This is a genomic window from Clostridium vitabionis (genome assembly GCF_015351765.1).
Lineage (GTDB): Bacteria > Bacillota > Clostridia > Lachnospirales > Lachnospiraceae > Clostridium_R > Clostridium_R vitabionis.
The window spans coordinates 202,725-226,960 of the sequence record NZ_JADKQA010000001.1; the positions used below are offsets into that span (position 1 = coordinate 202,725).

20 protein-coding genes and 4 tRNA genes are annotated in these 24,236 nt (G+C 55.3%); 21 read left to right on the forward strand and 3 right to left on the reverse strand.

The window, feature by feature from the left end:
- Positions 1 to 571 precede the first annotated feature (571 nt).
- The 15 genes from ISF27_RS00865 to hgdB all read left to right on the forward strand — a co-directional run bounded on the left by ISF27_RS00865 (position 572) and on the right by hgdB (position 12,958).
- Positions 572 to 645: transfer RNA gene (locus ISF27_RS00865), tRNA-Arg, on the forward strand.
- 54 nt (positions 646 to 699) lie between these two features.
- Positions 700 to 773 (forward strand) — tRNA-His (locus ISF27_RS00870).
- Between the two features lie 24 nt (positions 774 to 797).
- Positions 798 to 869: transfer RNA gene (locus ISF27_RS00875), tRNA-Gln, on the forward strand.
- A gap of 16 nt (positions 870 to 885) precedes the next feature.
- A tRNA-Lys gene (locus ISF27_RS00880) sits at positions 886 to 958 on the forward strand.
- A gap of 311 nt (positions 959 to 1,269) precedes the next feature.
- The gene (locus ISF27_RS00885) at positions 1,270 to 2,967 is read left to right on the forward strand and encodes a glutamine--tRNA ligase/YqeY domain fusion protein (RefSeq protein WP_194608258.1); all 1,698 of its coding nucleotides are present in this window, start codon (positions 1,270 to 1,272) and stop codon (positions 2,965 to 2,967) included.
- Between the two features lie 338 nt (positions 2,968 to 3,305).
- A complete protein-coding gene (locus tag ISF27_RS00890) occupies positions 3,306 to 3,596 on the forward strand; it encodes an OadG family protein (RefSeq protein ID WP_194608260.1) in 291 nt (96 codons plus the stop codon).
- 78 nt (positions 3,597 to 3,674) lie between these two features.
- Positions 3,675 to 4,133, forward strand: a complete 459-nt coding sequence (locus tag ISF27_RS00895; protein ID WP_194608262.1) for a biotin/lipoyl-containing protein — start codon at positions 3,675 to 3,677, stop codon at positions 4,131 to 4,133.
- A gap of 27 nt (positions 4,134 to 4,160) precedes the next feature.
- On the forward strand, positions 4,161 to 4,631 hold the full coding sequence (locus ISF27_RS00900; protein WP_194608265.1) for a biotin/lipoyl-containing protein: 471 nt from the start codon (positions 4,161 to 4,163) through the stop codon (positions 4,629 to 4,631).
- A 17-nt stretch (positions 4,632 to 4,648) separates the two neighbouring features.
- Positions 4,649 to 5,821 (forward strand): sodium ion-translocating decarboxylase subunit beta, encoded by a 1,173-nt coding sequence (locus tag ISF27_RS00905; RefSeq protein WP_194608267.1) that lies wholly within the window; start codon positions 4,649 to 4,651, stop codon positions 5,819 to 5,821.
- A gap of 100 nt (positions 5,822 to 5,921) precedes the next feature.
- Complete coding sequence (gene gctA / locus ISF27_RS00910) at positions 5,922 to 6,884, forward strand: glutaconate CoA-transferase subunit A (protein WP_328701460.1); 963 nt, start codon at positions 5,922 to 5,924, stop codon at positions 6,882 to 6,884.
- A gap of 3 nt (positions 6,885 to 6,887) precedes the next feature.
- Positions 6,888 to 7,688, forward strand: coding sequence for a glutaconate CoA-transferase subunit B (gene gctB, locus ISF27_RS00915; protein ID WP_194608269.1), 801 nt, complete (start codon positions 6,888 to 6,890; stop codon positions 7,686 to 7,688).
- A 98-nt stretch (positions 7,689 to 7,786) separates the two neighbouring features.
- Positions 7,787 to 9,559 (forward strand): acyl-CoA carboxylase subunit beta, encoded by a 1,773-nt coding sequence (locus ISF27_RS00920; RefSeq protein WP_194608270.1) that lies wholly within the window; start codon positions 7,787 to 7,789, stop codon positions 9,557 to 9,559.
- A 109-nt stretch (positions 9,560 to 9,668) separates the two neighbouring features.
- Positions 9,669 to 10,451, forward strand: coding sequence for a (R)-2-hydroxyglutaryl-CoA dehydratase activase HgdC (gene hgdC, locus ISF27_RS00925; protein WP_194608271.1), 783 nt, complete (start codon positions 9,669 to 9,671; stop codon positions 10,449 to 10,451).
- 27 nt (positions 10,452 to 10,478) lie between these two features.
- The gene (locus tag ISF27_RS00930; protein WP_194608272.1) at positions 10,479 to 11,801 is read left to right on the forward strand and encodes a 2-hydroxyacyl-CoA dehydratase subunit D; all 1,323 of its coding nucleotides are present in this window, start codon (positions 10,479 to 10,481) and stop codon (positions 11,799 to 11,801) included.
- Positions 11,798 to 12,958, forward strand: a complete 1,161-nt coding sequence (hgdB, locus tag ISF27_RS00935; protein ID WP_194608273.1) for a (R)-2-hydroxyglutaryl-CoA dehydratase subunit beta — start codon at positions 11,798 to 11,800, stop codon at positions 12,956 to 12,958. The genes ISF27_RS00930 and hgdB overlap by 4 nt, the downstream gene beginning before the upstream one ends.
- Before the next feature lie 161 nt (positions 12,959 to 13,119).
- On the opposite strand, the gene ISF27_RS00940 is transcribed toward hgdB, so the two are convergent.
- Both ISF27_RS00940 and ISF27_RS00945 read right to left on the reverse strand, forming a co-directional pair.
- Positions 13,120 to 13,872 (reverse strand): IclR family transcriptional regulator, encoded by a 753-nt coding sequence (locus tag ISF27_RS00940; protein ID WP_194608274.1) that lies wholly within the window; start codon positions 13,870 to 13,872, stop codon positions 13,120 to 13,122.
- The gene (locus tag ISF27_RS00945; RefSeq protein WP_194608275.1) at positions 13,844 to 14,242 is read right to left on the reverse strand and encodes a hypothetical protein; all 399 of its coding nucleotides are present in this window, start codon (positions 14,240 to 14,242) and stop codon (positions 13,844 to 13,846) included. The genes ISF27_RS00940 and ISF27_RS00945 overlap by 29 nt, the downstream gene beginning before the upstream one ends.
- A gap of 138 nt (positions 14,243 to 14,380) precedes the next feature.
- Between ISF27_RS00945 and ISF27_RS00950 the strand changes: the two genes are divergently transcribed.
- The 4 genes from ISF27_RS00950 (at position 14,381) to ISF27_RS00965 (ending at position 19,408) form a co-directional block, all read left to right on the forward strand.
- Entirely contained in the window at positions 14,381 to 15,355 is a 975-nt protein-coding gene (locus ISF27_RS00950) for a tRNA dihydrouridine synthase (RefSeq protein WP_194608276.1), read from the forward strand.
- A 232-nt stretch (positions 15,356 to 15,587) separates the two neighbouring features.
- The gene (locus ISF27_RS00955; RefSeq protein ID WP_194608277.1) at positions 15,588 to 15,872 is read left to right on the forward strand and encodes a co-chaperone GroES; all 285 of its coding nucleotides are present in this window, start codon (positions 15,588 to 15,590) and stop codon (positions 15,870 to 15,872) included.
- A 34-nt stretch (positions 15,873 to 15,906) separates the two neighbouring features.
- Positions 15,907 to 17,523, forward strand: a complete 1,617-nt coding sequence (gene groL, locus ISF27_RS00960) for a chaperonin GroEL (RefSeq protein ID WP_194608278.1) — start codon at positions 15,907 to 15,909, stop codon at positions 17,521 to 17,523.
- Between the two features lie 370 nt (positions 17,524 to 17,893).
- The gene (locus ISF27_RS00965; protein WP_194608280.1) at positions 17,894 to 19,408 is read left to right on the forward strand and encodes an IMP dehydrogenase; all 1,515 of its coding nucleotides are present in this window, start codon (positions 17,894 to 17,896) and stop codon (positions 19,406 to 19,408) included.
- Between the two features lie 268 nt (positions 19,409 to 19,676).
- On the opposite strand, the gene ISF27_RS00970 is transcribed toward ISF27_RS00965, so the two are convergent.
- On the reverse strand, positions 19,677 to 20,840 hold the full coding sequence (locus tag ISF27_RS00970) for a hypothetical protein (protein WP_194608281.1): 1,164 nt from the start codon (positions 20,838 to 20,840) through the stop codon (positions 19,677 to 19,679).
- 651 nt (positions 20,841 to 21,491) lie between these two features.
- Here ISF27_RS00970 and ISF27_RS00975 point away from each other — a divergent pair.
- Positions 21,492 to 22,601, forward strand: coding sequence for a P-loop NTPase family protein (locus ISF27_RS00975; RefSeq protein WP_194608283.1), 1,110 nt, complete (start codon positions 21,492 to 21,494; stop codon positions 22,599 to 22,601).
- Positions 22,602 to 22,631: 30 nt separating this feature from the next.
- Positions 22,632 to 24,236 carry a DUF6382 domain-containing protein gene (locus ISF27_RS00980; protein WP_194608285.1) on the forward strand — a complete coding sequence of 535 codons (1,605 nt, stop codon included), beginning with the start codon at positions 22,632 to 22,634 and terminating at the stop codon, positions 24,234 to 24,236.

Genomic DNA, 24,236 nt, shown 5'->3' on the forward strand with positions numbered 1-24,236 from the left:
CCACATGCGTGAGGATACCCTGCGGAACTGCCTGCAAGCAGTCGGTTTGCGGGTTATCCATTCCTGTTCAGCCCCCCGCCTCTCGCGAAGCGAAGCTTCGCTCGATGTGGGGGTCCGAGCGCCTGCGGCGCTTGGTCACATGCGGGTGGATACCCTGCGGAACTGCCTGCAAGCAGTCGGTTTGCGGGTTATCCATTCCTGTTCAGCCCCCCCGCCTCTCGCGAAGCGAAGCTTCGCTCGATGTGGGGGGTCCGAGCGCCTGCGGCGCTTGGCCACATGCGGGTGGATACCCTGCGGAACTGCCTGCAAGCAGTCGGTTTGCGGGTTATCCATTCCTGTTCAGCCCCCGCCTCTCGCGAAGCGAAGCTTCGCTCGATGTGGGGGTCCGAGCGCCTGCGGCGCTTGGCCACATGCGTGTGGATACCCTGCGGAACTGCCTGCAAGCAGTCGTTCCGCAGGGTATCCACACGCATGTGCTGAACAGGGACAAAAAATGCTTGACAAGAATAACCGATGGTCGTATACTAGTTTTGCTGTTCGGTGATCAGGTACGGATTTCCGGGCGTGCTTAGATTCAGTAGCTCAGCTGGATAGAGCAACGGCCTTCTAAGCCGTGTGTCCGGGGTTCGAATCCCCGCTGGATCAGTGGACTAACTTCTGCCTTCCGCAGAGGCGGTCCGTAATCGATATACTCGTATGGTGGGTATGGCGCAGTTGGTCAGCGCGCCAGATTGTGGATCTGGAGATCGTGGGTTCGAGCCCCACTACCCACCCTTTCCTTCTGGGAAAATTGGTGATGGGCTATAGCCAAGCGGTTAAGGCATGGGACTTTGACTCCCACAGCGTTGGTCCGAATCCAACTAGCCCAGTTTAATTTTTTGCTGAGGGGTATTAGCTCAGGTGGTAGAGCACTTGACTTTTAATCAAGTTGTCGCGGGTTCGAATCCCGCATGCCTCACGATAAAAGCCGTGTCCGCATTCCGCGGATGCGGCTTTTGACGTTGTGCGGACGGCTTTGCGGGCGCCCCCCGCGCGGTTGGCCAAGCGCTGCGAGGGATGATTGACGGGCAGAAAAGGCGGGTTCCTCCGGGGGGCAAGCGCTGCGAGGGGTTGATTGACGGGCGGAAAAGGCAGGATTCTCCGGGGGGCAAGCGCCGCGGGAAAGATTGCGCATTCCCTGCGGCTATGATAAAATCAGGGTAAATTTCTTCGGCCGGAAAAGGAGTCTGTCCGTAACGGCAATATGCGAAAAAAGAGGAGGAACACAGCATGGAAGAAGTCAGGGCGGCTGAGGGCGCTGAGGAAAAGGAAAGCAAGAACTTTATTGAGCGGGAGATTGACAGGGATCTCGAGGAGGGCGTCTACACCCACGTGACCACCCGTTTCCCGCCGGAGCCGAACGGCTATCTCCATATCGGCCACGCGAAGTCCATACTGCTCAACTACGGCCTCGCAAAGGAGTACAACGGGACTTTCAACCTGCGGTTTGACGATACGAACCCCACCAAGGAGAAGTCAGAATTTGTAAAGTCCATCATCGCCGACGTCCGGTGGCTGGGCGCGGATTTTGGCGACAGGCTGTATTTTGCCTCCAATTACTTTGACAAAATGTATGAGTGCGCGCTCTTCCTGATTAAGAAGGGCAAGGCCTTTGTCTGCGACCTTTCGGCGGAGCAGATCAAGGAGTACCGCGGGGATTTCACCCACCCGGGGAAGGAGAGCCCCTGGCGCAACCGCTCGATCGAGGAGAACCTCCAGCTGTTTGAGAACATGAAAAACGGGATGTACAAGGACGGCGAGAAGGTGCTCCGCGCGAAGATCGACATGGCATCCCCGAACATCAACATGCGCGATCCGGTGATCTACCGCGTCGCACACCAGACCCACCAGAATACCGGCGACAAGTGGTGCATTTACCCGATGTATGATTTCGCCCACCCGATCGAGGACGCGGTGGAAGGGGTCACCCACTCCATCTGCACCCTGGAGTTTGAGGATCACCGCCCGCTGTACAACTGGGTGGTTCGCGAGTGCGAGTTCAAGAATCCGCCGAGGCAGATTGAATTTGCCAAGATGTACCTGACCAACGTGGTTACCGGGAAGCGCTACATCAAGAAGCTGGTCGAGGACAAGGTTGTGGACGGCTGGGATGATCCGAGGCTGGTCACGATCGCGGCACTGCGCCGCCGCGGCTACACGCCGGAGGCGATCCAGAAATTTGTGGAACTCGCCGGTGTCTCCAAGGCGGACAGCTCGATTGACAGTGCCATGCTGGAGAGCTGTGTGCGGGACGACCTGAAGCTCAAGGCCAACCGTGTGATGGCCGTGCTTCATCCGCTCCGCCTGATTATCGACAATTATCCGGAAGACCAGATCGAGATGCTGGATGCGCCCAACAATATGGAAAATGAGGCGCTTGGCTCCCGGAAGCTTCCCTTCGGGCGTGAGCTTTATATTGAACAGGATGACTTCATGGAGGAACCGCCAAAGAAATATCACCGCCTCTATCCGGGCAATGAGGTCCGCCTGATGAACGCCTACTTTGTCAAATGCGTCGGCGTTGACAAAGATGCCGAGGGCAAGGTGACGGCGGTCCACTGCACCTACGATCCGGAGACGAAGAGCGGGTCCGGGTTCACCGGGCGGAAGGTCAAGGGCACCATCCACTGGGTTGCCGCGAAGACAGCGTTTAAGGCCACGGTCCGCCTGTACGAGAACCTGATCGACGAGGAAAAGGGGAAACTCAATGCCGACGGCACGCTGAACCTGAACCCCAATTCGCTTACTGTCCTCACAGACTGCTGGCTGGAACCGAGCCTCAGGGACGCGAAGGCCTATGACCGCTTCCAGTTTGTCCGCGATGGCTATTACTGTGTGGACTGCAAGGACAGCAGGGAGGGAGAGCCGGTATTTAACCGCATTGTCTCCCTGAAAGCATCCTTCAAGCTGCCGGACAAGAAGAACTGAAATCGCATTGATCCGGAAAAGAAAAAAGGAAATAACACTTATACAGAAAGATCAATAAGCCTGCCTCTCCGCCGGAAAACGCCGGAGGGGCGGGCTTTCCTTATGAACTAAAGTGTTGGCAGAGACTGATTTGCGTTGACTTTCTGTTAGGCGGCAGGTATAATTTAAGCGGATTTGCAGGGAAGAGTTCTGTGCAAAATGAATAAATTCGGATGAGAAAAGTCCGATTTCATTTTTTGAGCACAAAAATGGAACACATTCCACAATATGGAATCCATAAGAAAAAGTGGCCCCAGGTATCCTGGGAATGGCCGGCAGATTAAAGGAGGTGCGGTTACATGTGGACTGAGCAGACCATGCCTATCCCGGATGTGCTCATCGTGTGTCTTCTGGGTATAGTGGTTGTTTTCCTCGCCCTGATTGTCCTGGATCTCGCGATCATCGTGACATCGAAAGTGATTCAGGGAATCGAGGGGAAGGGAAAGGCCAAGGCAGAGACAGCTGCCCCGGCGGCATACGACGATGAGGCAGATAAGGAACTGCTGGCAGTTTTGTCTTCCGTCATTGCGGAAGACCTTGATGCTGATCCCTCGGAATTCCGGATTACCAGCGTGAAAGAGATTCGCTGAGGGAAGTTTCCGTACAGTGAGCGATAGAGGACGCCCGCCGGAGAGAGGGCGGCAGGAGGAAAGGAAGGTTTACCTGAGATGAAGTACAGGGCCACTCTGAATGGAAAAGAATATGAGGTTGAGTTAAAGCGGATCGAAGAGTATGAGCCGATCCCGAGAGCAGGGGAGGCAGCGGCGGCAGCACCCGCACCGGCAGCACCGGCGCCTGCCCCGAAGGCAGCGGCACCCGCCCCGGCGGCACCAGCACCCACTCCGGCGGCGGCACCAGCACCCACACCTGCTCCGGCAGCAGCCCCGGCTCCCGCGGCAGTACCGGCGGCCGGCGGCACGAAGATCGACGCACCGATGCCGGGCAAGATTCTCCGGATCAACGTCAATCCGGGCCAGGCAGTGAAGTATGGCGAGGCAGTGATCGTCATGGAAGCCATGAAGATGGAGACCGAGATTGTCGCCCCCAAGGATGGCACGATCGCGAATGTCAGCGTCAAGGCGGGCGATATGGTAGATACCGGCGCTACGCTGGCAACCATGAACTGAGAGGGATAAGCGAAAGGACGGAAAGCTATGAAATACATTGCTACGATCAACGGCAAACAATACGAGGTCATGGTGGAAAAGCTCGATGCGTACAAGTCACTTGACCGCGACGGTGTGGCGGCTCCGGTGATTCCTGATCTTCCGAAGACGGCTCCGGTTCAGAGGCCTGCGGCTCCTGCCCCGGCAGCGGCTCCGGCTCCGAAGGCTGCGGCTCCTGCCCCGGCCCCCGCGGCTGCGGCTGCTCCTGCCGCTGCACCCGCCCCGGCGGCGGCTCCGGCGGCAGGCGGTGTGAAGATTGACGCGCCGATGCCCGGCAAGATCCTGAAGGTCAATGTGCAGGCCGGCCAGAGCGTGAAATATGGTGAGGCTGTCATTGTCATGGAAGCGATGAAGATGGAGACGGAGATCGTTGCTCCCCAGGATGGAAAGGTTGCGCAGATTCTGGTTAAGGCCGGAGACATGGTCGATACCGGGGCGGTCCTGGCGACACTCGAATGATTTGAGGGAGGTAAGCAATGAACTTTTTTGACATCCTGGGAAGGCTGATGGGTGAGTCAGGATTTGCTTCCATCGGTGCGAATTTTTCCACCACCGGATGGCAGCAGATTGTGATGATCATCATTTCCTTCGTCCTTATGTATCTGGCCATCAAGAAGGAGTATGAGCCGCTCCTGCTCCTGCCCATCGCCTTCGGCATGTTCCTGGCAAACCTGCCGCTGACCGGCCTGACATACGATGCCACGGTGAACGGCGGCGCATGGTATGAGTCCGGTATTCTCCATATCATCTACATGGGCGACAAGTGCTCGGTATTTCCCTGCCTGATGTTCCTGACGATTGGCGCGATGACCGATTTCGGGCCGCTGATCGCAAATCCGGTTTCCCTGCTTCTCGGCGCTGCGGCACAGTTCGGCATCTATGTTGCCTTTTTCCTGGCCAATGTCCTCGGGTTCACCCCGCAGGAAGCCGCGGCGATCGGCATCATCGGAGGGGCGGACGGCCCGACCTCCATTTACCTGGCCAACAACCTGGCACCCCACCTGATGGCGCCCATCGCGGTTGCCGCCTATTCTTACATGGCGCTGATCCCGCTGATTCAGCCGCCGATCATGAAGGCGTTCACGACGAGAAAGGCCCGCAGAACCAGAATGACCACACTGAGACAGATCAGCAAGACAGAGAAGATCGTCTTCCCGATCTTTGTTACGCTGTTCACTTCCCTGCTTCTTCCGTCGGTAGCCCCGCTTCTCGGTATGCTGATGCTGGGCAACCTGTTCAAGGAATCTGGGGTGGTTGAACGTCTTGTGGATACGGCAACCAACCAGCTCTGCAACATCATCACCATCCTGCTCGGCGTGTCTGTCGGCGCGACGGCGGACGGCGCGACCTTCCTGACCCCGAAGACCCTCGGCATCGTCGCCCTCGGCCTCATCGCCTTCGCATTTGCCACCTGGGGCGGAATCATCCTGGGAAATGTCCTCTACGCCCTGACGGGCGGCAAGATCAACCCGCTGATCGGCTCGGCCGGCGTGTCCGCCGTTCCGATGGCTGCCCGTGTGTCACAGACGGTCGGCTCCAAGGACGACCCGACGAACTTCCTTCTGATGCACGCCATGGGGCCGAACGTTGCCGGCGTTATCGGTTCCGCGGTCGCTGCCGGATTCTTCATGGTTGTCTTCAAGGGATGATCCTGGAAAACTTCACATGTACGGCGGGAGGGCGGTGTGCGCTTCTTCCGCCTGCAGATAGATAAAAAGCATGAAAACTTTTTATAAAGGAGGCTTTATTGTGAGTAATAAGGTTATGTCATTGCACGATGCCGTTGCCACCTATGTTCACGATGGCGATCAGATCTCTTTCGGCGGTTTCACAACGAATAAGAAGCCGCAGGCAGCGGTTCGCGAGATTCTGCGCCAGGGACAGAAGGATTTCATTGCCTGGGCTGGCCCTGCCGGTTCAGACTGGGATATGTTGATCGGTGAAGGCCGTGTAAAGGCATACATCAACTGCTACACCGCCGATTCCGGTGTAACGAATGTATCCCGCCGCTTCCGCAAGAAGATCGAGCAGGGAGAGCTGATCATGGAGGATTACTCCCAGGATGCCATCATGTTCATGCTTCACGCCGCCTCCCTCGGGCTTCCGTTCCTTCCGGTCCGCTTCATGATCGGCTCCAGCCTCGTTGACGAGTGGGGCATCAGCAAGGAAGTCCGCAAGACGATCCCAGGACTTACCGAGGATAAGTTTGTCATGATGGACAACCCGTTCAACCCCGGCGAGAAGTGTGTCTGCCTGCCGGTTCCGAAGCTGGATACCGCTATTATCCACGTACAGAAGGCATCCCCGGACGGCACCTGCGTCCTGATCGGCGATGAGTTCCACGATGTTGATATCGCGGTTGCCGCAAAGCACACGATCGTGACCTGCGAGGATCTGATCAGCAATGACGTGATCCGCCGCGATCCCACCAAGACCAAGATTCCGGGCTTCTGCGTTGACGCGGTATGCCATGTTCCTTATGGCGCCCATCCGACCCAGTGCTACGGATATTATGACTATGACAACCCATTCCTCAAGGCTTACGGCGCGGCCAGCAAGACTGAGGAGGACTTCAAGGCATTCCTCAACGAGTGGGTATACGGTGTCAAGGACCAGGACGAGTATCTGGAGAAGCTTGGGGTTAAGCGTCTCCTCAATCTGAAGGTAACCGAAGGCTACGGATATCATGCAGATGTGAGCAAGGAGGATTAAGCGATGGCAGAGACATATTATACCAATAAAGAGATGCAGGCGATCACCCTCGCAGAGCAGATTCATGACGGGGATGTCGCCATTGTCGGGACAGGACTGCCGCTGATCGGCGCGTCCGTGGCAAAGAGAGTTTACGCTCCGGGCTGCAACCTGATCGTGGAGAGCGGCCTCATGGACTGCTCCCCGATCGAGGTGCCGAGAAGTGTCGGCGACCTCCGTTTCATGGCACACTGCGGCGCACAGTGGCCGAACATCCGTTTCATCGGATTTGAGACCAATGAGTGGCTCCATGATTCCAACCGCCTGGTTGGTTTCATCGGCGGCGCGCAGATCGATCCTTACGGCAACGTGAACTCGACCTGCATCGGCGATTATCATCACCCGAAGACCAGATTTACCGGTTCCGGCGGCGCGAACGCCATCGCCACCTTTGCCAATACGATCATCATGATCCAGCATGAAAAGAGAAGATTCATGCAGAAGATCGATTATGTCACCAGCCCGGGCTGGATCGACGGTCCTGGCGGGCGTGAGAGACTCGGCCTTCCGGGCAACCGCGGGCCTCTCGCCGTGGTTACCGATCTCGGTATCCTGAAGTTCGACGAGAAGACCAAGAGAATGTACCTTGCCGGCTATTATGAGTCCTCCTCACCGGAGCAGGTGATCGAGAACACCGGCTTCGAGCTGGATGTTTCGAGAGCCGTAAAGCTTGCTCCGCCGGATCCGGATGTCATCCGCCTGATCCGTGAGGAGATTGATCCGGGACAGGTATTCATCAAGGTTCCGGCTCCGGAGGCAAAGTAATATTCATCGGATAAGAGTTATCCGGACTGCAGAAAACAGCGTTCTGCCGACAGCCTCCCGCCGCCGGCAGATGCTCTGTTCTATTGAGGAGAGATACAATGAATTACTATTCCATGCCGAGTTATTTCCAGAATATGCCGACCATCGGCAAGGCAGCAGCTCCGAATGCGGAAAATGAGCAGGAGATCAAGACCGTCGAGAAGCAGATCCACGAGAAGATCGAGGCTGCTCACGCGGCAGGCATCACGACGGAGGAGAAGCTGAACGCGAAGGGACAGCTCACTGCGCTCCAGAGAATCAACGCCCTTGTGGATGAGGGAACCTTCTGCCCGTTAAACAGCCTGTTCAATCCGGCAGACAATAAGTTCGGCGATACCAGCATCGTCAAGGGCCTTGGCCGTGTCGGCGGCAAGTGGGTCATGGTGATTGCTTCCGATAACAAGAAGATCGCCGGCGCCTGGGTTCCGGGCCAGGCGGAGAACCTGCTCCGCGCGTCGGATACCGCAAAACTTCTGCACATCCCGGTGGTTTACCTGCTGAACTGCTCCGGCGTTGATTTCCCGGTGCAGGATCTCGTTTATCCGAACCGCCGCGGCGGCGGCACACCGTTCTTCCGCAATGCTGAGCTGAACCAGCTCGGCGTACCGGTGATTGTCGGCATCTACGGCACGAACCCGGCGGGCGGCGGCTACCACAGCATTTCCCCGACCATCCTGATTGCCCACCAGAAGGCCAATATGGCTGTCGGCGGCGCCGGCATTCTCTCCGGAATGAACCCGAAGGGCAGGGTGGACAAGGAAGTTGCCGAGGGCATTATCCAGAACCTTGAGGCGAACAAGGAACACAAGGTTCCGGCTCCGGGCTCCGTTCCGATCCACTATGACTGCACCGGTTTCTTCCGCGAGGTTTACGAGAATGACCTCGGTGTGATTGAGGGCATCAAGAAATATGTCAGCTACCTGCCGGCCTACAACCTCGAGTTCTTCCGCGTGGACAGCCCGAAGGCTCCGAAGTTCCCGGCGGAGGACCTGTACCAGCTTCTTCCGGCCAATGTAAAGCGCCCGTATGATATCTACCAGATTATCGCCCGCCTTGTCGATAACAGCGAGTACCTTGAGTACAAGAAGGAGTACGGCCGCGAGATGACCACCGGCCTTGCCAAGATCAACGGCCTCCTGGTCGGCATCATCGCCAATGTCCAGGGCATCTTCATGGGCTATCCGGAGTACTATAACGATCCGAAGCACATGGCTGTCGGCGGCAAGCTCTATCGCCAGGGCCTGATCAAGATGAACGAGTTCGTCACCCTCTGCGCCCGCGACCGGATCCCGCTGATCTGGCTGCAGGATACCACTGGCATCGACGTCGGCGATGACGCGGAGAAGGCGGAGCTGCTCGGCCTCGGACAGTCCCTTATTTACTCCATCCAGAACTCCGGTATGCCGTCCCTTGAGATCACGCTGCGTATCGCTTCCGCCGCTGCCCATTATGTCCTGGGCGGTCCGCAGGCAAATGACAACAACGTCTTCTCGATCGGCACAGCGGTTTCCAAGTATTACGTTATGCCCGGCGTGACGGCAGCCAACGCCCTCTACTCCAGAAGACTGGTGAAGGAGAAGAAGGCCGGCAACGATCTCCAGCCGACCATCGACAAGATGAACGCGCTGATTGAGGACTACGAGGTGAAGTCCGCACCGGCCTACACCGCGAAGCTCGGCATGGTCGATGAGATTGTCGACATGACAGAGATTCGCCCGTACATGCAGGCATTCACCGAGGCTGCTTACCAGAACCCGCAGTCGATCTGCCCGTTCCACCAGATGATCACCCCGAGAGTAATCCGCGATTTCAATACTTTCGAAAAGAAGTAATCTCTTTGCAGGAAATGCAATCAATGATACAATAATTCCGGGCGGCAGGAAGACCCTGCCGCTTCGGAGTATGTTAGGAAAAATTTTCTGAAGAGAGGGGAAATGCCAAATGGGCGATATTTTTACCATGGGGATCGATGTCGGATCCACAGCCTCCAAGGCGATCATCCTGAAAAACGGGAAGGAGATCGTCGGGAAGTCGCTCGTCGATGTCGGCACAGGAACCAGCGGCCCACAGAGGGCGATCGACGAAGTGTTCGAGGATGCCGGGATGAAAAAGGAAGAAATGGCCTACATTATGGGCACCGGCTACGGGCGCAATTCCCTGCAGATTGTCGATCACAACATGAGTGAGCTCAGCTGCCACGCCAAGGGAGCGTATTTCCTCCTTCCGAGTGTCCGCACGGTTATCGATATCGGCGGGCAGGACGTGAAGGTCATCCAGATCGAGGACGGCGCGATGGTCAATTTCCAGATGAACGATAAGTGTGCCGCGGGCACCGGCCGTTTCCTGGATGTCATGGCGAAGGTTCTCGAGGTGAAGGTCAGCGAGCTGGGCGACCTCGGCGCGAAGTCCACGAAGCGTGTCGATATCAGCTCAACCTGCACCGTATTTGCCGAGAGCGAGGTCATCAGCCAGCTGGCGAAGGGAACGGACAAGTGCGACATCATCAACGGCGTGCATCACTCGGTCGCAGCCAGGGTTGTCGGCCTTGCCCACCGCGTCGGCGTCCGCGACGCGGTTATGATGACCGGCGGCGTTGCGCAGAATAAGGGCGTCGTCAATGCGCTTGAGGAGGAGCTCGGACATGTCATCAACACCTCACCGCTGACCCAGTATGTGGGGGCTTTAGGTGCGGCGTTATTTGCCTGGCAGAAGGCAACGATGTAACAAATCCTGAAAGGAGAAATGAATATTATGGCTGAAAATGAGAAAGTGAACGCAGCTCCGGAAGCGGCAGCACCGGCACCGGCGGCAAAACCGCCGAAGAAGCCGACTCTTCCCGGAGTTCTCGCCCTGCGCAAGGTCGTCAATGATGTATACCAGGCGGCATGGGATGCCAAGAAGGCCGGCAAGCCGGTAGGCTGGTCATCCTCCAAGTTCCCGTGCGAAATCTGCGAGGCTCTTGACCTCGCCGTTGTCTATCCGGAGAACCAGGCTGCCGGCATCGGTGCCCGCCACGACGGACAGAGAATGTGCGAGGCTGCCGAGGATATGGGCTATGATCCGGATATCTGCGGCTACACCCGCATTTCCCTGGCCTATTCCGCAGGTGTTGAGACAACCAACGAGACCCGCCGTGTTCCCATGCCGGATTTCGTTCTCTGCTGCAACAACATCTGCAACGATATGACCAAGTGGTATGAGAACATCGCCAGAATGCACAACATTCCGCTGATCATGATCGATGTTCCGTACAACAACGATATGACGGTGTCGGATTCCCAGGTTGCCTACATCAAAGGCCAGTTCCTCGATGCCATCAAGAAGCTGGAGAAGATCGCCGGCACGAAGTTCAGCGAGAAGAAGTTCGCTGAGGCATGTCACAACGCGAACCGCACCGCCAAGGCATGGCTCAAGGTCTGCGATTATCTGCAGTATGACCCGTCGCCGATGAGCGGCTTCGACCTGTTCAACCACATGGCGGACGTTGTTACCGCGAGAGGCAAGGTTGCCGCTGCCGAGGCATTTGAGCTGCTCGACAAGAACCTGGCCGAGCTCGTCAAGAAGGGCGAGACCACGACACCGTTCCCGGAGAAGTACAGGATCATGTTCGAGGGAATTCCGTGCTGGCCGGAGCTAAAGACGCTGTTCAAGCCCCTCAAGGCGAACGGCATCAATGTTACCGCGGTCGTTTATGCCCCGGCGTTCGGCTTCGTCTATGATACCGACAGCCTGGATAACCTTGACGGCCTCTGCCGCGCATACTACAAGGCTCCGAACTCGGTATCCATCGAGCAGGGCGTTGCATGGCGTGAAGGCCTCTGCCGCGAGAATAAGGTTGATGGCGCGCTGATCCACAACAACCGTTCCTGCAAACCGTGGTCCGGCTACATGTCCGAGATGGCAAGAAGATTCAACAAGGATCTGGGTATTCCGTGCGTATCCTTCGACGGCGACCAGGCAGATCCCCGCAACTTCAATGAGGCACAGTATCTGACCAGGGTACAGGGCCTTGTCGAGGCAATGGAAGAGAATCGTCAGAAGAGACTTGCCAAGAAGGAGGAGGCTGCGAAATGAGCAGAATCGAAGAAATTATCAGTGAGTTCCAGGATGTTGTCTCCAACCCTGGCAAACAGATGAAGGCATATAAGGATCAGGGCAAAAAGCTGATCGGTATTGTTCCCTATTATGCGCCGGAGGAGCTGGTGTACGCTCTGGACATGGTTCCGGTCGGGCTCTGGGGCAGCAATGACAAGACCGTTACCCTGGCCAAGGAGTATTTCCTCACATTCTACTGCTCCATGGTTCAGCTGGATATGGAAATGGGCCTGGACGGCACGCTGGATATCCTTGACGGTATGATCACGCCGACCTGCTGCGATACCCTCCGCCCGGCATCCCAGAACTTTCGTGTCGCCCTCGATGAGAAGCTACACAAGTTCCCGGTGATTTTCCTGGCGCATCCGCAGAACCGTGTTCCGGAGTACGGCATCAAGTACTGCATGGACCAGTATAACAACGTGCGCGAGGCGCTGGAGAAGATTGCGGGCAAGCCGCTCGACAAGGAAGCCCTGAAGAACGCCGTCCGCGTATACAACAAGAGCCGCCAGGCACGCCGCGCTTTCAACGAGCTGGCCAAGGATCATCTGGACATCTGCACGCCTACCGTGAGATGTGCTGTCCTCAAGGCCGCGTATTACCTGAAGAAGGACGAGTATACCGCAAAGCTCGAGGAGCTGAACGCCGAGCTGGCGAAGACGCCGAAGTGCGACTGGAAGGGAACCAAGGTCATTGTCAGCGGCATTATCTGCGACAATCCGGACCTGCTCAAGGTATTTGAGGACTACAACATCGCCATTGTCGCCGATGATGTGGCACAGTGGACACGTTCCTTCCGCACGGACGCGCCGGAGACCGACGATCCGATGCGAGACCTGGCTGTCCAGTTCTCCCACCAGGACTATGACACGATCCTCTTCGACGAGAAGTCCAATGAGAACCGCCGCGGCGAGCATGTCGCGAAGCTGGCGCTTGATAACGGTGCCCAGGGCGCGGTTGTCTTCATCACCCAGTTCTGCGATCCTGAGGAGATGGAGTATCCGTATCTGAAGAAGGCGCTGGATCAGGCCAATGTTCCGCACGTGAAGCTCGGCCTGGATATGCAGATGAGAGACTTCGGACAGGTAAGAACCTCTCTCCAGGCATTTGCCGATGTCCTTGAGATGAGAAAGTAATTATTCCGATAAAGAATTTCAGAGGGGCCGCCGGCGGTTTTCCGCCGGCGGCCCTTTCAGGATATAAAAACATTTTGCGGCCAGACACCGCAGATCATGAGAAGCCCTCATCCCGCGAAGATCCGCCTCGCGGGGTGAGGGCTTCTGAAATATTGTTCCCGTTATGCCGGCGCATAGCCGGCGCTGTAGGAGAGGTCTCGGGCAGCCTTCTGGATTGCCCGGCTGAGCCTGTCTTTCCGGGCGTCATCCACACGGCTGATCGGGGCGATAATCCCCAGAGAAGCGGAGATTTTTCCCTCCGCGTCGAAGACCGGGGCGCCGATTCCGACGCTGTCATGGACATAGTCCCCGTAGGAGATGGCGTAGCCGTCCCTGCGGATTTCCGCCAGCTCCTTCTCGAGCGCGCGGCTGCTGATCTGGGGAAATGCCTCCGGACGGCTCACGATCTCATCGAGATAATAGCGGATATAGGATGCCGGCTGATAGGCGAGGAGAACCTTGCGGATCGCTCCGCAGTGCAGATCCATCTCGTAGCCGAATTCCTCGACGACCTTCAGGTGGTTCGGCCCGTTCTGCTTGAGGAGGACCAGGCCGATGTTGCCGTTTTTGACCACCAGATAGCTGTCCTCGCGCGTCTCCTGGGTGAGCGAGCGGAGAACCGGCACGGCAGCCCGCTGGATGTCGAAATTCCCGATGGCGGCGCGGCCGAGGGAGATCAGGGCAGGCCCGAGCTCGTAGGTATGGGATTCATCATTCCGCGTGACGTAGTGCATCTCGCAGAAGGTCTGCAGGATGCGGTGAACGGTGCTGGGTGGCAGCTCGGTCCGGTCGGAGAGCTCTGCGATGGTGTACCCGTGATCGTTCTTTTTCATCAGGTCGAGGATTTCAAGCGCGCGGAGCAGACTCTTGATCATGAGCGGTTTCCTCTTCCGGATTCTCAGCTTCCGCAGCAGCCTCAGCGGAATCGCCAGCCGCGGCGTCCTTTACCACTTCGTCAGCTGCGCTCTCCGCGGATTTTTCGTCAGAAGCAGCTTCCTCAGCCTTCGGAGCGGCTTCCTCCTTTTTTGGGTTCAGCGAGACATAATTGCGCTTCGCCTGCGGGGCTTCAGCATCCCCGGCCTTGTCTTCATCATCGTCGAAATCGTCGAAGTCATCCTCAAATTCATGGAAATCCTCATCCAGATCCTTGTGGAAAGACTTATACTGGAGCACATAGGAAACTCCCGCGGCAACTGCCCCGGCGACAGCAGCCAGGACGACTAACCTTCCCAAATGTTTTGCCATAAAAAACTCCTTCCCATTCCATATTCCGCCTCGGCGGACGGATTTTCCAGAAATCATCGGTTTGCCATCCCCTGACAAAACCGATATTATGATGATTGTAATACGAAGCCCTCTAAAATTCAAGGAGGAGGAAATCCTGTGAAGACGAAGAATCTGTTGTTTCTTGCGGCCCCGATGGAGGGCGTGTGCGGGTTCCCCTGGAGAAATGCGCACGCTTCCTGCTTTCCCGGAACCGATTTCTACTATTCCCCGTTTCTGACCGCGACCGCGTCGAGAGCCTTCCGGAAACGGGAGATCCGCGATGTCCTGCCGGAAAATAACGGGAGGCTCCACCTGGTCCCGCAGATTATGGCATCCGACCCGGGAGATTTTATCTGGGCGGCGCGGGAGATGAGCGCCCTGGGGTATCCCGAGGTCAACCTGAACCTGGGCTGTCCTTCCGGCACGGTGGTGAGGAAGGGGAGGGGCGCCGGCTTCCTGCGGGATCCGGAAGCGCTGGACGATTTCTTTGCGGAAGTCTTTTCCGCGGCCGGCCATGGGGAGATGTCGGAGATCCGCATTTCCGTGAAAACCAGGATCGGGGTCGCGGATCCGTCGGAGGGGCTGCGCCTTATCGCGGTGTTCAACCGGTATCCGATTTCCCTGCTCACCATCCATCCAAGGACGCTGCGGGACGGGTACAAGGGGCCGGTGCACAGGGACATTTTCCGGGAAATGCTCCGGCAAAGCCGGAACCCGGTCTGCTATAACGGGGACCTCAGGGCGCCGGAGGATGTCGGGAGCCTGCTCGCGGCGTTCCCCGCAGAGGAATATCCGCAGCTTACCGCGGTGATGGCGGGGCGGGGGCTCGTTTCCCGGCCGTCCCTTTTCTCCGAGTGCCGCGGCGGGGCGCGGGCGGGCAGGGAGAAACTTCGGGAATTTCACCGGGAGGTGCTCGGGAACTATCGGGCAGTCATTCCGGAGGAGGATAATGTCCTGTTCAAGATGAAGGAGCTGTGGGGGATGTTCGGGGAAGAATTTCCCAATGGAAAAAAGGCGCTCAAGCGGATCCGGAAAGCCCGGAGAATGGACGAATATCTCGCCGCGGTGAACGAGCTGTTCAGCGGGGAGTGATTGTGGGAGGCACGCAGCTGTCCGGAACCACGCATCCCGCGAAGTTTTGCTTCGCAGGGTGCAGGGTTCCGAGGGTCTGCGGCAGCCGGTTACAGGATGAAATAAATAATTAGCACTCAAATATTGACATGGCTAACAGCGCGTGTTATAACTTTTCATGTAGCCAAAAGGACGTGAGGTCCATCAAGTGGAAAATTCAGAAGTATAACGATAAAAACAGGAGGAAATCAAGATGAAGTTAGAGCCGTTATTCGACAGAGTCGTATTAAAACCGATTGTTGCCGAGGAGACAACCAAGGCAGGAATCATCCTTCCGGGCGAAGCAAAGGAAAAGCCGCAGCAGGCCGAGGTTGTTGCTGTGGGACCGGGCGGAGTTGTTGACGGCAAGGAGATCAAGATGCAGGTCAAGGCCGGCGAGACCGTGATCTACTCCAAGTATTCCGGCACAGACGTAGAGATCGATGATGAGAAGTATGTCATCGTAAAGCAGAACGACATTCTCGCGATTGTAAAATAATCGATAACAGCATATTTTTCGGAGGTAGAAAATCATGGCAAAGGAAATCAAGTTTGGTGTAGATGCCAGAAAGGCTCTGGCAGCCGGCGTTAATCAGCTTGCGGATACGGTAAAGGTGACCATCGGACCGAAGGGCAGAAATGTTGTCCTCTCCAAGTCCTACGGCGCTCCGCTGATCACGAACGATGGTGTCACCATCGCGAAGGAGATCGATCTCAAGGATGAGTTCGAGAACATGGGCGCACAGCTCGTCAGAGAAGTTGCGACGAAGACGAATGATGTTGCCGGCGACGGCACAACGACCGCAACGGTTCTCGCACAGGCGATGATCAATGAAGGACTCCGGAACCTTGAGGCCGGCGCAAACCCGATCGTCCTCAGAAAGGGCATGAAGAAGGCCACCGAGGCCGCCGTTGAGGCTATCCAGAAGATGAGCACCCCGGTTAAGGGCCAGGCGGACATTGCCAGAGTTGCCGCGATTTCCGCATCCGATGATGAGGTCGGCAAGATGGTTGCCGATGCCATGCAGAAGGTTTCCAAGGATGGCGTCATCACCATCGAGGAGTCCAAGACCATGAAGACCGAGCTCGACCTGGTTGAAGGTATGCAGTTCGACAGAGGATATGTTTCCAGCTACATGGCTACGGACATGGAGAAGATGGAGGCTACCCTGGACGATCCGTACATCCTGATTACCGACAAGAAGATTTCCAGCATCCAGGAGATCCTCCCGCTGCTTGAGCAGATCGCCCAGAGCGGTGCGAAGCTTCTCATCATCGCCGAGGATGTCGAGGGCGAGGCGCTGACCACCCTGATTGTCAACAAGCTGAGAGGCACAGTCAATGTTGTTGCGGTTAAGGCTCCGGGCTACGGCGACAGAAGAAAGGAGATGCTGCAGGATATCGCGATCCTGACCGGCGGCAAGGTGATTTCCTCCGACCTCGGCCTTGAGCTCAAGGACGCGCAGCTGACCGACCTCGGCCGTGCGAAGTCCGTCAAGGTTCAGAAGGAGAATACGACGATCGTTGACGGTGCCGGCGATGCCCAGGCGATCAAGGACAGAATCGCCCAGATCAAGGGACAGATCGCTGAGACGACTTCTGATTTCGATAAGGAGAAGCTGCAGGAGAGACTGGCTAAGCTGGCCGGCGGCGTTGCTGTCATCCGTGTCGGTGCCGCAACCGAGACCGAGATGAAGGAAGCTAAGCTTCGTATGGAGGATGCCCTGAACGCGGCGAAGGCTGCTGTTGAGGAGGGTGTAATCTCCGGCGGCGGTTCCGCTTATATCCACGCGCAGAAGGCAGTCGATGAGGTTGCCGCAAAGCTTGACGGCGATGAGAAGACCGGTGCCATGATCATCGAGAAGGCTCTGGAGGCTCCGCTCTATCAGATCGCTTACAACGCAGGCCTTGAAGGCGCTGTCGTTGTCAACAAGGTGAAGGAGCTTCCGGCCGGCGAAGGCTTCGACGCATACAACGAGAAGTATGTGAACATGATCGAGGCAGGCATCCTGGATCCGACCAAGGTTTCCAGAAGCGCCCTGCAGAACGCGAACAGCGTGGCAAGCACCTTCCTGACCACCGAGTCTGTGGTTGCCGAGATCAAGGAACCGGCTCCGGCTGCTGCGGCTCCGCAGCCCGGCATGATGTAATCCGGACAGGAAGAAGACAATAAGCTCCTGAAATTATCCTGGGGATGTGGGAAGACAGAAATGCCTTTCCGCATCCCCAGTTTTGTTCTTGTAACTGTTCAGCCCCCGCATCTCGCGAAGCTTTGCTTCGCTCGATGTCGGGGTGGCCGAGCGCCTGCGGCGCTTGGCTGCATGCTGGGGGATATCCCGCAAATCCGTCCGCAAGCGGCCAGTTTGCGGGATATCCCCCAGCATGCACTGAACAGTAACATGTTCTGAACAGGCACTTGTTTTCTTCTTTTAATAATGCTATGATTTTTAGCAAATATCAGCCCAGCCGGCGCTGCTTTCCGGGACGAAAGCAGGCAAGGGATTTACTCAAGGAGGAAAAATGGCTACTTATATCAATGAACCGTCTCATACCTTTAACGAATATCTCTTGATTCCGGGGTACTCATCCAGCGAGTGCACACCGGTCAATGTGTCTCTGAAGACTCCTCTGACGAAGTACAATAAGGGCGCCGGCGAGAAGCCCGCGATCGAGATGTCCATCCCCATGGTATCCGCGATCATGCAGGCTGTTTCCGGCGACCGCCTTGCCATTGCCCTGGCAAAGGCCGGCGGCGTATCCTTCATCTATGGGTCTCAGTCCATCGAGAGTGAGGCGGCGATGGTAGCCCGGGTAAAGAATTACAAGTCCGGCTTTGTGCCCAGCGATTCCAATGTCCGCCCGGATGACACGCTGGCGGATATCCTGGCGCTCAAGAAGAAGACCGGCCACTCTACCGTGGCGGTCACCGAGGATGGAACGACGAACGGCAAGCTGGTCGGCATTGTGACCAGCCGTGATTACCGCGTGAGCCGGATGTCCACGGAGACCAAGGTGCGGGAATTTATGACCCCGATCGAGAAGGTGATCTTTGCCCGCGAGGGAGTGACCCTGAGCGAGGCCAACGACATCATCTGGGACAAGAAGCTGAATGCCCTTCCGGTCGTGGATAAGGACGGAAGGCTCACCTCCTTCGTGTTCCGCAAGGACTATGCGGAGCATAAGGAAAACCCGCTTGAGCTTCTTGACGGCCAGAAGCGCTATATCTGCGGTGCGGGCATCAACACCCGAGATTATAAGGAAAGAGTTCCTGCTCTGCTTGCAGCGGGCGCGGATGTCCTCTGCATTGATTCCTCCGAGGGATTTTCCGACTGGCAGAAGTTTACCCTCAAATGGATCCGCGATACCTACGGTGACAAGGTGAAGGTCGGTGCCGGAAATGTTGTTGACCGCGAGGGATTTAATTTCCTTGCCGAGTGCGGCGCGGACTTTGTCAAGGTCGGCATTGGCGGCGGTTCGATCTGCATCACCCGTGAGACCAAGGGGATAGGTCGCGGCCAGGCGACCGCGCTGATCGAGGTCTGTGAGGCGAGAGACGAGTGGTATAAGAGAACCGGCGTTTATATTCCTGTCTGCTCGGACGGCGGCATCGTTTATGACCACCATATCACGCTGGCCCTGGCGATGGGCGCGGATTTCGTCATGCTGGGTCGCTACTTTGCCCGCTTTGACGAATCCCCGACAGACCGCCTTCTTGTCGGAGGCTCCTTCGTCAAGGAGTATTGGGGTGAGGGTTCAAACCGCGCGAGAAACTGGCAGAGGTATGATCTCGGCGGAGACCGGAAGCTCAGCTTTGAGGAGGGTGTGGATTCCTACGTTCCCTACGCCGGCCCCTTGGCGGAAAATGTGGAGAAGACCTGCATGAAGATCAAGTCCACGATGTGCAACTGTGGTGCGCTGTCGATCCCGGAGCTCCAGCAGAAAGCGAAGATCACGCTGGTGTCCGCTACCTCCATTGTCGAGGGTGGCGCCCACGATGTCATCCGCAAGGAGAAAACTTCGACGGAGAATCACTGATCAACAGAAAAGGATAGGCTGCAGAGGGATTGTCTGTATACAAAAAGAGCACTGGCTGATTTACAGAACGTAAGTCAGCCAGTGCTCTTTTTATTATGCAGAGCACTTAACAATAACCAGCCACTTAACGAGGACAAGCGAAAGCGCAGTCCGAGTTTAGTGGAGTGGCTATCCGCGGAGCGGGGCGCGAGCCCGGCGGGCGAAGCGCGAGTTTAGTGCGAGCTATGCGAATTTGCTTAGTGAGAACAAGCGTAAGCGCAGTTCGAACTTAGCAAATTTGCTTGTTTTGCCTTTTCAGCTTCTTGATTTGTTCATCAAAGAACTGACGGACATCGTTCTCATCCATGGCAAATTCATCGGTAATGAAAGAAAAGTACGCATTGAAGAGAGAAACGATATTGGGCTCAGTGATCTGTCCTGCCAGATAGATGCCGGTTTCTGTCGAGACCTGCAGGATGATGGATTGCCAGGATTTGACAACCCAGGAATGGCTGTCATATTTCAGCCGCGGCATATCGACAAGGACAAAGGCATGTTCTTCATACACTTGATACCATTTGCGCAATATCTGAATTCTTTCCCCGATATTCAGCGGATACATTACGGAGGGATTTAACTCATTGATATAGCCGGTGCTGGTAAAATATTCAATTCCCTGACGAGTGGAAATAATAGGAAAAGCAGTGTCAGGGTTCAACAACAGATTCCGCTGGGCGGGAAGATATTGGTTCAGTGCGTGAATAAACTGCGTTTTCTGGGGTTCAGGCAAATTCAGATGTTTTTGAATCAGAGTGCAGTCATCCTGTCCAAGGACAAGAACAGAGCAGATTCCGGGATTAAAGAGGCCGGTGATTTGCCTGACAAGAAAATGATCCGTTTGTAGATCTGATAAAAATGGATTTTTCTGGTAAGCAGCAAGAAGCAGTTCAGGGGAGAGATAATCCGCAAATTTGCTGGAAGCCGATTCCAGCTTCCGGAAGCTGTCCTCATAAACACTTCGCTTTGCATTGTCGTGAAAGAGAAAACCGGCGGTTCCGTCCGGACGGAAGACACAGGCACCGCTTCCGGTAATCACCATCTCACTGAGAAGCGGGTGGATACTTTGCAGCGTGTTAATGTCTGCGTAGATGCATCTTAGATGATAATTCGGATACTGGATCAGCAGCGGGAAAATGGAGCGAAAGCATTCCAGGTTATAAACGCGGTACTCTTTGCTGAGGTGGCTGGATTCATCCAGTACAATGAGATGGTCCAACACGATATTCGGCCAGAGACTCAGCAGCTGACGGAAGAGGGAGGGATAAAAGGTTAAAGATCCTGCAGTAAAACAGGAAATCCGTTTTTCCCCGTTGCTGGCGGCCTCCCGGAACAGTGCAATGATCGCACTGGAAATTTCCGTGGTGCCGGAAAGAATACGCTCAGCGCTGTTCAAGGAATCATCGGGAGACATGGACAGCTGCGGATCAGCAGGCTGGGGAGAGCGGAGCTCACCCAGCAGGTCCGTGATCTGCTGGAATCCGTAATATCTGGATTCCCCGAGAAGAGAACAATAGTAAGCCTCCTGCAGATCATGGCGTTTTTTTGCGGAAAGCCTGAGAAAGTGGGCAATGCTGTTGACCATTTGCATACTGGAAGGCCTGCGGGTTCCCTTCACGATTTTGTACAGCGTTGAATGATCAATCCTGGTGTAATGAGCAATCTCATTGATGGTCACATGATTTTGGTCTATATAGCTTTTGAGCAATTCGGCAAATGATATCATCGGTCAGTACCTGTCGGTTTATCAACATCAGCCAGCGAAAGATAAGCAAAATGTCATCTGTTCAGCATATTTCGAAAATAATTATAGACGATCAGGACCAGAACAAACTATAAGTGGCAGGAAATTGGACAATAATTCCCATGCGAAAAGTGCGGGAAGGATCGGAAACACATGGGTTGTATTCCAATAAAATTGCTGTCCAATATCCTGCCACATGTGGAGAATGGCATCAAAATAATTATAATAAATTTTGAATAATTGACAGATGTCGTCTGGCATTGCCGCGGTATTGATGTGATTTAGGACGAATGGTGAGGAGACATGAGACTTTCCCTGATTATTGCGGAACAGGATCTGAATGTCCTGGAGCATCTGCAAAGTTATTTTGATAAAAATCATCGCGATGATATTGAATTGGTTACGATGACAAGGGCAGAGATTCTGAAAAAATACCTCGAAAATCATGGCACCGATGTTCTGCTTATGGATGACCAGTTTGGACTCAAGGCATCTGAATTGGCAGATGCCTGCAGCCGGATCGCGTACCTTACCGCAGATCAGAATGCAAGCCATGAAGATGCCCCGTCATTTTTTAAATTCAAAAGGACAGATCTCCTTTACAAGGATGTTGTCAGCCTTTATGCGGACGCAGCACCATCGAAGCGAAGCAATGCAGAAAATGCGAAAGTGCAGGCTTCGGGAATCAGAAGTGGTGATCGAATCCTGGTCACCTCGTTTTCCGGAGGTACCGGGTCAACAACGATCGCAGCGGCGATGGCCAGGAGCTTTGCTGCAAAAGGCGAATCGACGATATATCTGAATTTTGAGAAGGCTGGAGCAAGCGAGGTTTTGTTTGACGGTGATGGGGAGTTTACTTTTGATGAGATTCTCTATACCCTCAAGGAACATGGAAATCTTCCTCTCAAGATTTCCAGCTGTGTTCGCACGGATCGCTCCGGTGTAGATTTTTTTGCCGCGTCCACCGAGGCAATGTACATGCTGGAGTTCACAGAGGAAAATCGGAAGGAATTGTTGGAAACCCTGGGGACATCGATGAAGTACAGCAGAATTGTTGTAACGGAAGATTTTTCGCTTTCTGCCGAAACTGTCCGCAAGATGGCACAGATGGATCATATCATTGTTGTGACCGATGGCACAATGACAGCAAACAGCAAATTTGTCCGTGTGATGGCCGCACTCCCGCACCTTGAGGAGCAGGAAAAGGTGACCATTCGTGATCGGATGCGTCTCATCTATAACCGTTTTCATCCAGCCGCAGAGGGATATATGAAGGAAATTACGCGCCCCGGCATACCTGTCATGGGGAATATTCCACCGATCAAACACGCGACAACCAGACAGATCGTTGAGTATATCGCCCAGAATCAGCAGGACGTCCTTCTCCGGTATTTGGAAGGCGGCTTCGTTTGATAAAAAACCGGAAGGCGGAGGAGAGAAAAAATGGCAGAAAAATCCTATGAAAAGGACGGGTCTGAGTCGATGGTTGTGCTGCATCTCAACCCGGAAGATGTCCTGGACAGCTATGAAAAGGGGGTTCTTCAGAATAACCCCATAGGAGGTGTGATCACGCCTTCATTTACCCAGCGCGATCTGGATCAATATCTGCGATATCCGATCACTTCACTGACTTCTATGCGCCTCTTTCTGGGGCGGGACTTCAAGCGGGACAATCTGCTGCACCTGCTGATCTCCCTTGTTGAGGCGCTGTATAATGCGGAGGCCTATGCGCTTTCTGCAAAGCGCTTTGCCATGGATCTGGATTCTGTCTTCGTTCACGCAGGTACACTGAACGTGGAACTTGTCTATGTGCCGATCAAGGGATATCAGAATGAAGGCAGCTTTCGATCGCTGGTCATGGAGCTGCTGACAAACATCCGGTATGATCTTTTCGAAAACTGTTCTTACGTTGCCGGGATCATTACTTTGTTGAACCGTGATCCTGTTCCAGATTATGAAACGATACTGGTGGAGCTCCGCAAAATGGCAGCAGAGTCGCCGGCGCATCGGGAAACCCCACATCCGGTTACGGAAAGCCTGAAATATGCCAGTGCACCTGCCAGGGGAATCACGGATGTTCCGGAGTCTGTTTCTGCCGGGGCGTCTCATGAAGAAAATAAACCGAAAGTATCCCAAAATCAGATGCAATACGCGGAACAGAAAAAAGAGTATCCACCGGATGATCCGGTTACGGTGAAGGTTCAGCCGGAAATATTTGTAAATTTGGATGCCGATACCGGAAAAGTGGTGAAGGAGAAACCGCTATTGTTTCCACAGTCCCCGCTGCCACAGCAGGGGAAAAGCAAACGGCGATTTCATCTTTTCGGCAAAAGGAAGGAAAAGGCGTCTCCAAACCAGCCGGAAGCTGCGCCTGTCCAACCTGCCCCACAGCCGGAGCAGGCATCCGAACCATCCGGCGTATCAGCCAAGGAGCGGACTGCGGCGGGCAGCGATATCGGATTTGCTATCCCGGGGAAAACAATTCCACCGGTCATGCCCCCGGTGAACGGCGCAAAATCCACAGAACAGACAGCGCCCCACATGCAGAACATGCCCGATGCAAAGCAAGCCGCAGCTGCGCCACCTGTGCGGAAGGCGGAAGACGGTATGAGTGTATATTTTGGAAGCGCAGGGCAGGGTGAGTTTAACAACAGCACAGTCATTATCGGCGGAGGCGATGGCTATCAGCCGACAGTAAAGCTGGGGGACGCAGTGGATGAGAAAAAGCCGGATAGCGAGGGGTTTGCCATTGTGAAATTAGAGAGAAAGCAGACTGGCCAGACCATGATGATTACCAAGGATCGCTATCTGATCGGCAGTGCTGCGGATGTCGTTGATTTTTGGATTAATGGCAATCCGGCAATCGGGGGCATTCATGCCATCATCTGCCACCGAGGGAATCAATTTTTCCTGAGCGACAACAATTCACAAAATGGAACGTTTCTTGACGGAAAGGCGGTGCCGGCGGGAGCGCAGGAGCCCCTGAAGGATCAGGATACAATCCGTCTGGCCAATGAGGAATTTGTTTTTTGCCTGGAGAGACACTGA